The organism is Paenibacillus urinalis, assembly GCF_028747985.1.
Lineage (GTDB): Bacteria > Bacillota > Bacilli > Paenibacillales > Paenibacillaceae > Paenibacillus > Paenibacillus urinalis.
In genome coordinates, this window is record NZ_CP118108.1 from 2009537 (window position 1) to 2021790 (window position 12254).

General features: G+C 47.9%; 11 protein-coding genes. 6 read left to right on the top strand and 5 right to left on the bottom strand.

Going from position 1 to position 12254, the window contains the following annotated elements:
- Nucleotides 1-8 precede the first annotated feature (8 nt).
- The 3 genes from rnc (at nt 9) to ftsY (ending at nt 5672) form a co-directional block, all read left to right on the top strand.
- Nucleotides 9-701 carry a ribonuclease III gene (gene rnc / locus PUW25_RS09345; RefSeq protein WP_047909760.1) on the top strand — a complete coding sequence of 231 codons (693 nt, stop codon included), beginning with the start codon at nt 9-11 and terminating at the stop codon, nt 699-701.
- Nucleotides 702-1062: 361 nt separating this feature from the next.
- Nucleotides 1063-4632 carry a chromosome segregation protein SMC gene (gene smc, locus PUW25_RS09350; RefSeq protein ID WP_047909759.1) on the top strand — a complete coding sequence of 1190 codons (3570 nt, stop codon included), beginning with the start codon at nt 1063-1065 and terminating at the stop codon, nt 4630-4632.
- Between the two features lie 32 nt (nt 4633-4664).
- Entirely contained in the window at nt 4665-5672 is a 1008-nt protein-coding gene (ftsY, locus tag PUW25_RS09355; RefSeq protein ID WP_047909758.1) for a signal recognition particle-docking protein FtsY, read from the top strand.
- A 107-nt stretch (nt 5673-5779) separates the two neighbouring features.
- Here ftsY and PUW25_RS09360 read toward each other — a convergent pair whose 3' ends face one another.
- From PUW25_RS09360 to PUW25_RS09380, 5 genes are read right to left on the bottom strand one after another with little or no spacing between them, the layout of a single operon-like run.
- Entirely contained in the window at nt 5780-5983 is a 204-nt protein-coding gene (locus PUW25_RS09360; protein WP_047909757.1) for a hypothetical protein, read from the bottom strand.
- A 51-nt stretch (nt 5984-6034) separates the two neighbouring features.
- A complete protein-coding gene (locus tag PUW25_RS09365; protein ID WP_274336937.1) occupies nt 6035-6352 on the bottom strand; it encodes an LSm family protein in 318 nt (105 codons plus the stop codon).
- A gap of 25 nt (nt 6353-6377) precedes the next feature.
- Nucleotides 6378-7382, bottom strand: coding sequence for a polysaccharide pyruvyl transferase family protein (locus tag PUW25_RS09370; RefSeq protein ID WP_274336938.1), 1005 nt, complete (start codon nt 7380-7382; stop codon nt 6378-6380).
- A gap of 1 nt (nt 7383) precedes the next feature.
- A complete protein-coding gene (locus PUW25_RS09375; RefSeq protein ID WP_274338601.1) occupies nt 7384-8619 on the bottom strand; it encodes a glycosyltransferase family 2 protein in 1236 nt (411 codons plus the stop codon).
- Nucleotides 8612-9637, bottom strand: coding sequence for a glycosyltransferase (locus tag PUW25_RS09380; RefSeq protein ID WP_047909754.1), 1026 nt, complete (start codon nt 9635-9637; stop codon nt 8612-8614). The genes PUW25_RS09375 and PUW25_RS09380 overlap by 8 nt, the downstream gene beginning before the upstream one ends.
- 214 nt (nt 9638-9851) lie before the next feature.
- Here PUW25_RS09380 and wecB point away from each other — a divergent pair, with 214 nt between their 5' ends.
- The 3 genes from wecB (at nt 9852) to PUW25_RS09395 (ending at nt 12230) form a co-directional block, all read left to right on the top strand.
- Entirely contained in the window at nt 9852-10967 is a 1116-nt protein-coding gene (gene wecB / locus PUW25_RS09385) for a non-hydrolyzing UDP-N-acetylglucosamine 2-epimerase (RefSeq protein ID WP_274336942.1), read from the top strand.
- Nucleotides 10968-11065: 98 nt separating this feature from the next.
- Nucleotides 11066-11716, top strand: coding sequence for a PAQR family membrane homeostasis protein TrhA (trhA, locus tag PUW25_RS09390; RefSeq protein WP_274336943.1), 651 nt, complete (start codon nt 11066-11068; stop codon nt 11714-11716).
- Nucleotides 11717-11873: 157 nt separating this feature from the next.
- Nucleotides 11874-12230 (top strand): putative DNA-binding protein, encoded by a 357-nt coding sequence (locus tag PUW25_RS09395; protein WP_047909751.1) that lies wholly within the window; start codon nt 11874-11876, stop codon nt 12228-12230.
- The last annotated feature ends 24 nt before the right edge of the window (nt 12231-12254 follow it).

The window sequence follows — 12254 nt, forward strand, 5'->3', positions numbered from 1 at the left end:
CGATTCGATTGAATGCAGATCTGAAACAATTAGAGCGCAAACTTCAAATCGAGTTTAACAATCGCAAATTGTTAAAGCAGGCCTTTACTCATGCTTCATATGTGAATGAGCACAGATTCAGTCAAAGCCAGGATAATGAACGACTCGAGTTCCTCGGGGACGCTGTACTTGAGCTGACGGTATCAGAGTATCTATACAATGAACATCCTAATCGTCCGGAAGGAGAACTCACGAAGATGAGGGCAGCACTTGTACGCGAGCCCTCGCTCGTGAAATTTGCTGAGGCTCTGGAATTCGGCAAATATGTACTTCTGGGCAAAGGGGAAGAACTGACAGGGGGCAGGAATCGTCCTGCTCTCCTGGCAGATGTCTTCGAATCATTTATCGGTGCTCTTTATTTGGACCAAGGCCTTGCTGCAGTGAAGAAATTTTTGGACAAGCACATTTTTGCCGGCCTTATTGTGGAAGGTGAACTCGTGCTTACCGATTTCAAGACTGAATTACAGGAATTGACTCAGCATCATAATATGGGTGTGCTCGAATATCGAATTGTTGAGGAAAAAGGCCCTGCTCACGAGAGGGAGTTTGTCTCCGAAGTTTATATGGGCAGTCAGAGATTAGGCCGTGGTAACGGACGCTCGAAAAAGGAAGCTGAGCAGAAGGCGGCACAAATTGCATTAAGTACACTGAAGCTGCCTTAGGAATTGATCGGCAGACCGTTTTAGCGGATTCTTAAGGTATAAGAAAATCTAACGGAGCAGTGAGATCTTCTTATATCTTAAGAACAAGAAATCAGCCGTTTAATTTGGCGGCCTGTCTTTTCTTACAAACGAAGAGCAAAGAGCAGCCCGCTTTAGTTGTCAGGCTAATGATGAATGGGAAGGACTGCTTTTTGCTCTTCTTTTTGTTGCTTGAGGATGGTGGATTCATTCCGAATGAAGATATGTTATGCTCGTAAGATGTAGAAGAAATGGACTTCAAGAGACGTTTCCCCTACAATAATAACGGATGTACATACCCGTGTAGGACCGTGGCAAGAAGCTTGGAGGTGTCGAAGACAAGATGTATTTAAAACGTATAGAGCTGTCAGGCTTTAAATCGTTTGCCGATCGAACAGAAATGGAATTCGTTCGCGGCATAACCTCTGTTGTAGGCCCCAACGGGAGTGGGAAGAGTAATATTTCCGACGGCATCCGTTGGGTTCTTGGAGAACAGAGTGCAAAGTCACTGCGCGGCGGCAAGATGGAGGACATTATTTTTGCCGGCAGTGATACTCGTAAGCCAGTAAATTTTGCCGAGGTGTCACTGACCTTGGATAATGAAGATCATGCCTTATCTCTGGATTTTGGTGAAGTCACGGTAACACGCCGTGTTCATCGCAGCGGAGATAGTGAATATTTTATTAACAAACAGTCCTGCCGGCTCAAGGATATAACGGAGCTGTTTATGGATACCGGAATTGGTAAAGAGGCTTATTCAATTATCGGACAAGGGCGGATTGAGGAGATTTTAAGTACGCGCTCCGAGGATCGCAGAGGTATCTTTGAAGAGGCTTCCGGTATTGTTAAATATAAATCACGTAAGAAAGATGCGGTGCGGAAGCTGGATGATACGGAGCAAAATTTGCTGCGGATACATGATCTGGTTACGGAACTGGAGGATCAGATTGGACCGCTCAAGGAGCAGTCTGAGAAGGCGAAGCATTATAAAGAGCTCAGAGCAGAATTGAAGCAGCAGGAGCTGTCTTTATACGTGTACCAGATTGAGCAGATTCATACGGCCTGGAGCGAGGCGACGGAGAAGCTGCAAGAGCTTAAGGAACAGCAGCTGGAATTATCTACGATCGTATCTAGACATGATGCCATACTAGAACAGGATCGGACAGAGCTTCGTCAGGTAGAAGAGGCCGTGGAGCGCCTTCAAGGTGAGCTGCTGCACTACAGTGAAGCTACCGAGAAGAGTGAAGGGTACCGTGAGCTGCTCAAGGAACGGCTGAAGAATCTCGAAGCGAACCGGGAGCAGCTGCTCAATTCCTTGAACGGAAGTGAGGAGCGTTATGCGGAGCGTGAGGCTGAGCTGGACGGCCTTAAGAGCAAGCTGGCTGGACTACAGCAGGAGCTTGATGAGCTGCGTGAACAGCTGTCTGCCGAAGAGGCGAAGCTGGTTGGCGTAACTGGAGGAATCAGTCAGGAGCAGGAGGAGAGCCTCAAAGGTAATCTCTTGGAGCTGATGAACCAAATGGCTCAGGCACGGAATGAGATTCGATATGCCGATCAGCAGAAGGAAGCGATCGAGCGGAGACTGAACCGTGCTGGTGAAGAGTCCGACAAGTGGGAGCTTCAGAAGACAGATCTTCTTAAACGCAAGGGAGAGCTGACTCAGCAGATTGAGAAGATGGGTGCGGAGATCAGCTCATTGCGCAATGGATATATTACGGAAAGTGAACGGCTTCAATCGCTGCAGAAGCTCTTATCCGAGAGTCAGAGCACGGTACGGAAGTGGGAGCAGAAGCGTGAGGCACAAGTTTCAAGACGCGATACAATGAAGGAAATGCAGGATGACTTTGACGGGTTTAACACGGGTGTCAAGGAAGTTCTCAAGGCATCCAGAAAGAATGTGCTTCATGGTGTCCATGGTGCGGTTGCAGAACTGATCAAAGTACCTGAGCGAGTAGAGATGGCTGTTGAAACCGCGCTTGGAGCATCGCTCCAGCATGTGGTCATGGAGAATGAAGCTGTCTCCCGCCAGGCGATCTCCTTCCTGAAGCAGCGTCAGCTTGGCAGAGCGACTTTCCTGCCGCTGGACGTAATCAGGCCACGTGCAATTGGTGCTTCAGATCGAAGCATGATCTCTGAATTGCAGGGGTTTGTCGGCATAGGTGCCGAGCTTGTGCAGTTTGATTCCAAATATGAAGCAATTGTGGGAAGCTTGCTTGGTAACGTAATTATTTCGGAGAATCTGGAAGATGCGAACCGAATTGCGGCACGCTGTCAGTATCGTTATCGTGTTGTTACACTTGAGGGTGATGTGGTCAATGCAGGCGGCTCCATGACCGGGGGCAGCCAGTACCGTAAGAATTCAAGTCTCTTGTCCCGTAAACGCCAGCTCGATCAGCTGGATCACGATATTATGGAGACCGAGAATCAGATCACGAAGCTGCATCGAAGTCTGGAAGAAGTGAAGGCTCAGATGGAGCAGTGTCAGATCAGTCTGGACACGCTTCGTCAGGATGGCGATGAGAAACGGGCAGAAGAGCAGCAGGCCTCACTGTCGCTCAAACAGCTTGAACATGAGCTGGCGCATGTGCTTACCCAGGTTGAAGCTGCAGGTGCGGAGAAATCAGGCTTCAAGGATGAAATTAAAGCACTTGAAGATACCCGTGCAGCTGCTGAGCAGTCGCTGGTGAAGCTGGAGGAAGAGGAGAAGGCGACACATCAAGCGATTCACGCTGCCGAATTTGCGCGCAAAGCCAATGAATCTGCCAAGGAGGAGCTCCAGAACTCGTTGACGATATTGAAGGTTCGTGAGGGCAAGCTGGATCAGGAGCGCTTCTCTGTAGAAGAGCAGGTTCGCAGAATGGAACGCGAATACGAGAATTCGGACAAGGAAAGATACCGGAATCGTACGATGCTGGCCTCTGTGGAAGCAGACCTCAAGACGAATGCAGAGGAGAGCGTGAAGCAGACGGAGGACCTGAACCGCTATCGCCTCAAGAAGGAGGAAGCTTCCAAAGAGCTGGATTTCAAGCGTGCAGCTAGAGCACAGCTTACGAAGAAGCTTGAGCTTGAAGAGAATGAAACCAAAGAGCAGCGGATCAGTCTGAAGGCCTGTGAAGACGAGCTTCGTCAGACGGAGATCAGTGTCAATCGTCTGGATGTGGAGCTTGAAAATATTTTGAAAAAGCTGAATGACGAATACGAGCTGTCTTATGAGCTTGCGAAGCAGCACTACTCCATTCCGGAAGATATTGAAGGCAGCAAGGCGGAAGTGCAGAAGCTGAAACGAAGCATTTCTGCGCTGGGAGAAGTGAATCTTGGTGCGATTGAGGAATATGAACGTGTTAATGAACGTTATCTCTTCCTCAGTGAGCAAAAGGATGATCTGGTTGAAGCCAAGACGACACTTTATCAGGTCATTAAGGAAATGGAAGATGAAATGTCTAAACGCTTCAAGACGACATTTGATGCAATTAAGCGTGAATTTGGCACGGTGTTCTCGAAGCTGTTTGGCGGAGGTAGAGCAGATCTGATTCTGAATGAACCGGACAAGCTGCTTACGACAGGAATTGAGATTGTCGCACAGCCGCCGGGCAAGAAGCTCCAGAACCTGCAGCTTCTCTCTGGTGGCGAACGAGCCTTGACCGCCATGGCATTGCTGTTTGCGATTCTCCATGTTCGCCCGGTGCCATTCTGTGTTCTGGATGAAGTCGAAGCAGCGCTGGATGAAGCTAACGTCGTTCGTTTCGCTCAGTACTTGCGTGAATTCTCGGAGCAGACCCAGTTTATCGTTGTAACGCATCGCAAAGGAACGATGGAGGAAGCGGATGTGCTGTATGGTGTTACCATGGAAGAGGGCGGCGTATCGAAGCTGGTCTCGGTGAAGCTGGAGAATGAGGAAGCAGAAATCGCTTAATAAGTATTGTAATACTAAGTTGGAGGGAACCTATGAGTTTCTTTAAAAAGCTGAAAGAAAGTATATCAACAAAAACAGAATCAGTAACGAATATTTTTAAAGATGGTCTCGAGAAAACACGTAAAGGCTTCGTTGAAAAGGTGTCTGATCTCGTTATCCGCCGTAAAAAGATAGATGAGGAATTCTACGAGGAGCTTGAGGAGATCCTGATCGGTGCTGACGTAGGTGTCAACACGGTTATGGATCTGATTGATGATCTGCGTGCCGAAGTGAAGAAACGGAAGATTCAGGATGCGGCTGAGCTGCAGCCGGTGTTGTCTGAGAAATTAACGGGGCTTCTCCGTTCTGAGCAAAATAACAGTCTTAACATGAACAAGGACGGTATCACCGTAATCCTCTTTGTCGGTGTGAACGGTGTAGGCAAAACAACGACGATTGGCAAGCTGGCCCATCGCTTTAAGAATGAAGGCAAGAAGGTTCTTCTTGCTGCAGGAGATACATTTAGAGCAGGCGCCATTGAGCAGCTGGAAGTATGGGGACAGCGTGCAGGCGTGGATGTGATCAAACAGCAAGCTGGATCTGATCCGGCGGCCGTTATGTTTGATGCGGTTCAGGCGGCGAAACAGCGCGGCGCTGACGTTCTTCTCTGCGATACGGCAGGAAGACTCCAGAATAAAACCAATCTGATGGAAGAGCTCAACAAAATCTTTCGTGTCATTCAGCGTGAAATTCCAGGTGCTCCGCATGAAGTGCTTATGGTGCTTGATGCAACTACAGGACAGAATGCACTTAGTCAGGCCAAGCTGTTTGGAGAGAAGAGCGGAGTTACAGGTCTTGTATTGACTAAGCTGGACGGCACTGCTAAGGGTGGTATCGTTATCGCGATTCGCCAAGAGATGGATATTCCTGTTAAGCTTGTCGGACTCGGAGAGAAGGCAGACGATCTGCAGCCGTTTGATTCGGAGCAGTTTGTACACGCCTTGTTTGCAGGATTGATTCAGGAAGCCGAGACTGAACAAGCAGACAGTGAAGTGAAATAATGCGGCGTGAGCTGTAATCATAAGAAGAAGACCGTTTCCATTAAAGGATTCGGTCTTCTTTTTCATAGTGCTGCTATATAGCTTCTATATCGTTCTTAGCACATATCCTATACGGCGAGAACCCGCACAAGCTCAACTGAAGACAATGGGACGACAGCCACATCTCCAGGCGGCCCATAAATAATAGGTGGTATTTGCAGGACAAGCGTGGTCTCATCAATTGAGATCAGTGTTCCGTCCAGATAATCGTTAGCCGTCAGTACCTCTACCTCGCTTCCCAAGAAGCCGCGAATCATATCTCTAAAATTCATATCAAGTACCTCCTTAGACTTAGTGACATATTGAAGCTTAGAGCCGCTATTTTATTGAGCAACCGATATTTGGGAAAATGGAATGATGACGATGTCACCGCTCGTTTCGCGAATCTCAACCGCATCCTCACCAACCGCAAGCACTGTACCAAGAACAGTAACGCTGCTGGTGCTGATGCTGATGTTTTGCCCGATTTTACTCTCCAGAAATTGCTGGAGCTGTGGATTCACGACAATTCCAGACCGGACCTCGGTTTCCAATTGTTCGATGCGGGCATTTAACATATCAACTCTTTCCATCAATAATGCCTGCTGGACTTCCAACTGCTTGATTTTTGCCCATAGACGGGAGTGAAAAAAGAAACACATCGCTGCATGACCTCCTTGATGTTATCTATTCTAGTGACTCTATTTCCGACACGAGCTGGGTCAGCTCGGAATAGCTCTCATGCTCGGCCTGACGAATAAGCGGCAGTGCAGCTCTAACTTCCTCAGGACCGTTCTTAATAAATCGGTTAATGATATCCTCATAGACTTCAAAGGGCTGTGCGTAATCGCAATAGTAATGATTCAGATGGAAGCGTGACAGCAGATGCTTCACCTTTCCCATCTTACTGAAGGCAAGTACAGGTACACCTGCCCGTAGTGCCACGAGAGTGGGATGCAGCTTGTAGCTGATCAGGTAATCCATGGACTGAAGCACGTTATAGGTGATGTCTGTTTCCAGTAAGAGAGATAGCGTCTGAACCGAGGCAGCACTGTCAATCTCCTTCATTTTTTGTTCAAGCAGCTTGCAAGTGCTGTAATCCGAGAAGCTGTTCGAAGGATGGTTGATGACAGGGATGAGTACGATATGGAAGCCCTCTGTGCTTAGCTTAAGCAGCAGTTGAACCATGGCTTCCATTGGAAAAGAAGGGTAGGAGAACAGACACACTCCGATCGTTTTGCGAACAGAGAATCGTTTCACGGGAAAAGGGTGCTGTTGGTAGGCGAAGACCATGTCCTGTGCCGTTTCAGGCTTCGAATGAAGCCTCGCGATCGTGGCCAGCTCTTGTGATTTTTGATCTCTGAAAATGGCGCGTCTTGCCTTCTGAATGTACTGCTTGTGGAGCTCAACTTGATCCGCCGGCCACGTTTCAGGAGGATACGAATCCACGATCCCGACCCCATACAGCCACATGGGATGCTCGGCTAAGGCAGCTGGGAAATAGTAGCTGCTAAATTTGTAGGGAGTAATCAGATCTCCGCCGCCGATGATAACAGCATCCACCTTTGCAGGATCCATGTAGCCACTCCAAGGAAAAAGGGTATGCTTGCTAAAAGCCTGCTGCAACGTTTTGAGAAACAGATCGTCTCCAAAATTGCCCATGCCGTAATATCCGCTAGCTGCAATTTTCATATCATTTCACCTCCTTCTCCAAATGTTCCTTCCACTCAGGATAGAGCGGCAAATGCTGCTGACTGATGCTTCTCGGATGAATGACCCGGTGATATACGATATCGTCTGTCAGTACAAACGAATACTGCTTGAGTATTTTTTGGCAGAGAGCAATATCCTCGAATATTCTTCCATAAAGCCCGGGCAGCACAGTCCATCCGCCAACTCGCTGAAGTGCCTGCATGTTATACATGCGGGGAACAGGAGGGTGAGCATGATTGGCAGATTCCAAATTTCCGTCAAAATAGTCCGTACTCCGGTAATACAAATCACCATGTTTACTGCGCCGCCATACCCCGCATCCACCTGTTGCGAGTCCTGAGTCTGGATGGAGTGAACTGACGGTTAGCAGTGCTTCAAGAGCGTTTGTCGCAAGCCAGTCGTCACCATCCAGCTCCAGCACATATTTTCCGTTTGCTTGCTCCAGCAGAAGATTCATCATCACTGCCTTGCCTTTATTTGTATAAGAGTGGATGACGCGAACACGTGAATCCATCGTGAAATGTTCAATAAGCTCGGCAGTATTGTCCGTTGAAGCGTCGTTACCGATGAGGAGCTCCCAGTTCAGGTAGGTCTGTGCAAGCACGGAACGGATTGCCCACTCTACGGTTTTGCCCATGTTGAATACACTAAGCATGACGGTTATGAGAGGTGATTGATCGAGCGAGGTCATTGAATGAGAAGCGGGAACGGTGGAGCGTCGTAATACCGAAAGGATGGGATGACGGGAACTTTTATCGCTGCAGTTGCTAACCTCAGGAGGAGTGGCGAGAACATAATTCCTATGCTGCTGCTTGGAAGGCAGGAACAGAGGCTGAAGTGCTTCAGATAGGCAGGTTATACGATTCAACGACGAGCAGCGGGCGTGCAGTTCCCAGCCCAGCCAGAAGGCGGAGGGCAAAGATCGTACATGACCTGTATTTGATAAATTGAAGCATTCCTTCCGGAAAATAAAGCGGTCCCCTGGGCAAACGACACAATGGGTATCGGGAGATAGAGCATGCAGCTCGGCTTCAAGCCGCTGCTTGGCATAATCGGATAAATGAAGAGCAGTGGGAGACCATACGAGCCAATGTGCAGAGCAATGTAATAGCTGGTCACGAATTGATTGATATAAATAGAAAGCGTTGTTGTTATATGCGGCTGTTCGTTTGCTGAAGGCTGCGCCCGTAAGGTAGACGGTATATTCGCTATTCATGTAATCCTTTGCGCTGAAGGGTTTTGCGTATCACTTCATCTGCTGCTTCTCCGCGCTGAACCCAAGTATTCTCTCTTGCATAGGCAATTCGTGCTAATTTTGCTGCAGGATCCTCCTGTTCAAATAGCATTTGACCCAGCTTGCCAATAAAATCCTCGTGAGTCGTTGCCGTAGTAACATACGGCTCCATCCGAATACATTCCGGTAGTGCGGTAGAGAGGACCTTGACTCCAGTAGCCATGTATTCGTACGCCTTCACGGGATTAGTGGCAAGGGTGATCGGGTGATATAGGAAAGGAATGACAGCAACATCGATATGCTGCAAATACTTTTTCAGCTCACTATGCGGCTTCTCTCCCAGAATGTGTACGTTCGGCAGGGTACCATAGCCCGGGATGTCTCCGTAGGGCGCACCAATAGAGACAAACTGTACATTCGGATATTGCTCTGCCGCCTTCGCAAACAATGCATGATCGACCCAATAAGCCCAGGCGCCAATATAGGCGACCGTTGGACCTGCAGGAAGATCATGAGGTCTCTGAACGGCAGGCGTATCAAACATGCTGGCATCAGCCGCATTAGGGATGAGGGTAATGGGTTTGTCGGGGTAGGCTAGTGACAGACGTGTTCGGATCGTTTCAGCGGTTGCGACCAGATGATCGGCAGATTCAACCATCCGATGCTCGTATTTTGCCCAATGCGGAAACTCGTCACAGCAATCATAGATAACGGCATCCGGCCGATAGATCGATGCAAGTCTTGTTCTCTGCTTAGCCCAGGTCGTCCAGACAACAACGGGATGCTCTTTTCTTAATTTGTCCAGATGTCTCTTAACAAACGAATGGTGGTCCGTAAATAAATGTACGCCAGGCTCTACTTCATCCAGCTGACTGTTCATAGGTGCAAGGTTCTCGAAGAACACATGGTGTCCTCTAGCTCCAAGCTCCGTCATCAGCTGCTGCGGTCGCTGCCGCATAAACTTCCAGTTCATCGTCTTAGGATAGATGATAACTGCCATGTGATGGATAACCTCCTTAGTCGTCACTCTAATTACAGGTTATGCATTGATAGATTAATAGAAACCGGCAGTTGTCCCTTACAGAAATAAATAGTTTAAGGTCCTTTTTCATAGAGTGCCGTTACGAGATGGAGAGATTCTCTCATATATAGATAAGGGTTGAAGCAATTGTTCAACTTATCCAATAAGTGAATAGAGGGGGAGTCCTGATCACATGGAGGAACATCGAATCAGGGTGCTTGTTGTGTTCGGAACGAGACCTGAAGCTATCAAAATGGCGCCCATAGTAAAAACACTAGAGGCGGCACCTGACATCGAGCCTATTGTGTGTGTTACCGGGCAGCATGAGGAGATGTTGGCTCAAGTATTGAAAGCATTTGATATCGTACCGCATATTGAATTGAAAGTGATGCGGGAGGCCCAGACATTGTACGGCTTGACCGCCCGTTTAATAGAATCGCTTGAGCCTGTCATGAAGGCCGAGAAATACGACCTTGTGCTCGTCCATGGTGATACGTCTACGGCTTTTTCAGCTGCACTCTGTGCATACTATGCTCAAATCCCGATTGGTCATGTCGAAGCTGGACTGCGGACGTATGACAAATATGCGCCCTTTCCGGAAGAAATGAATAGGGAATTCATAGGCCGTGTTGCAGATCTGCACTTTGCACCTACCACTACAGCTGCCAAAAGGCTCGCAAGCGAGCACCGGAAAGAGCATGTTTACGTGACAGGCAACACATCCATTGATGCTCTGCGCTGGACGATCAAGAAAGAGTTCGACCATCCACTGTTATCGAAGCTGCATCCTGGAACTAGAAAGATATTCATGACCATGCATCGGAGAGAGAACTGGGGCAGTCCGATGAAACAGGTGTTTCAGGCGGTTAGAGAGATCATTGAGCAGGATCGGACACTTGAGCTGATTTATCCGGTACATCCGAATCCGGCCGTAAAGGACCTGGCGTTCGAGATGCTCGGCGGAACGGAACGCATTCATTTGATTGAGCCGCTTGATGTGAGCGACATGCATAATATGATGAATCATGCTTATGTTATTCTGACCGATTCAGGGGGGATCCAGGAGGAGGCACCTTCGCTCGGCAAGCCCGTACTCGTCCTTCGTGACAAGACGGAGCGGCCGGAAGGTGTCAAGGCAGGTACGCTTCGCTGTGTAGGGACAGAGTATGAAAAGGTCAAGAAGGAGATCGAGCTGCTGTTGTCAGGAGGAAAAAGATATCAGCGCATGACAAGGGCTGCCAATCCTTATGGTGATGGTCATGCTTCAGATCGAATTGCATCCATTATATTGAAGTATTTTGCAGATTGACGCTAAAGATGAACATTAGCCGTGAACGTAGTATAATATGTAGAAAGATTTCGGTTCTGCAAAAATAGCAGGCAGCGGATGTTGAAAGGATGGATTCTATGGCTAACACCTATACCTATACTCGGAGAGAGGAAGTCGCAAATGCCATCACCCATGGAATAGGGGCTCTCCTCAGTGTTGCAGCGCTCGTACTTCTTATTATTGCCGCAAGTGTGAATGGAACAGCTTGGCATGTTGTCAGCTTTACGGTTTATGGAGTGTCCATGCTGCTCTTGTACATCAGCTCTACCTTCGTACATGCTCTGAAGGATGGCAGAGCGAAGGATCTATTTGAAATTTTTGATCACTCCTCCATCTACTTATTTATAGCAGGAACATATACTCCATTCTTGCTGGTCGCGATTCGCGGTACACTCGGCTGGACCCTGTTTGGAATCATATGGGGAATTGCCTTGTTCGGTGTAGCGTTCAAGGCGTTCTTCACTAAGCGGTTTCTGTTCATGTCTACCTTGTTCTACATCGCGATGGGCTGGCTGATCATCATTGCGTGGGCTCCATTAACCGCCGCAATTCCTTCTGGAGGAATAGCTCTTCTTGTTGCCGGAGGACTTTGCTATACGCTGGGTACGATCTTCTATGTATGGCGCGGCTTTCCGTTTCATCATGCCATTTGGCATTTATTCGTTCTGGCAGGCAGTGTGCTGCATTTCTTTGCCGTCATTATTTATCTGACACCAATCAGATTATAGATGCTAAGTAATCTAATATGTGGCTGTAGATCTCAAAAATAAAATCATTGAGAAGATGACAAGGATTTATGCTTGACATCTTCTTTTGTTTTTTGTAAGATAGAGAACGTTAATGAGTGTAAAGTGTTTTTCCTTGACGAAGGGAGTGTCCCTCAAGATGAGTCAGGAGAATCGGCTTGAGAAGACGAATCGAATCAACTTACTGTTTGATTTTTATGAAAACCTGTTAACTGAGAAGCAGCAGACTTTTCTGAAGTATTATTTTCATGATGATTTCTCCTTGGGAGAGATTGCCTCCGAATTTGAGATTAGTCGACAAGCGGTTTACGAGCACATTAAGCGTGCAGAGCAGGTACTTGAAATGTATGAGGATAAACTCGGCTTGCTTGCGAAGCATGAACGACGGCTTATGAATCTTGAGAAGCTTAAGGACATGATTGAATCAAGCGGGATGACGAGTGAAGACAAACATAGAATGAATGAAATGATGAACCACCTGGAGGTTCTGGAATAGGGATTACCCTTCGCAATATGAACT

Excerpts from the sequence above, each read along its gene's own strand:
- trhA (WP_274336943.1), top strand. The coding sequence starts at position 11,066 with ATGGCTAACACCTATACCTATACTCGGAGAGAGGAAGTCGCAAATGCC.
- PUW25_RS09380 (WP_047909754.1), bottom strand. The coding sequence starts at position 9,637 with ATGGCAGTTATCATCTATCCTAAGACGATGAACTGGAAGTTTATGCGG.
- PUW25_RS09365 (WP_274336937.1), bottom strand. The coding sequence starts at position 6,352 with ATGTGTTTCTTTTTTCACTCCCGTCTATGGGCAAAAATCAAGCAGTTG.
- wecB (WP_274336942.1), top strand. The coding sequence starts at position 9,852 with ATGGAGGAACATCGAATCAGGGTGCTTGTTGTGTTCGGAACGAGACCT.
- smc (WP_047909759.1), top strand. The coding sequence starts at position 1,063 with ATGTATTTAAAACGTATAGAGCTGTCAGGCTTTAAATCGTTTGCCGAT.
- PUW25_RS09370 (WP_274336938.1), bottom strand. The coding sequence starts at position 7,382 with ATGAAAATTGCAGCTAGCGGATATTACGGCATGGGCAATTTTGGAGAC.
- PUW25_RS09375 (WP_274338601.1), bottom strand. The coding sequence starts at position 8,619 with ATGAATAGCGAATATACCGTCTACCTTACGGGCGCAGCCTTCAGCAAA.
- ftsY (WP_047909758.1), top strand. The coding sequence starts at position 4,665 with ATGAGTTTCTTTAAAAAGCTGAAAGAAAGTATATCAACAAAAACAGAA.
- PUW25_RS09360 (WP_047909757.1), bottom strand. The coding sequence starts at position 5,983 with ATGAATTTTAGAGATATGATTCGCGGCTTCTTGGGAAGCGAGGTAGAG.
- PUW25_RS09395 (WP_047909751.1), top strand. The coding sequence starts at position 11,874 with ATGAGTCAGGAGAATCGGCTTGAGAAGACGAATCGAATCAACTTACTG.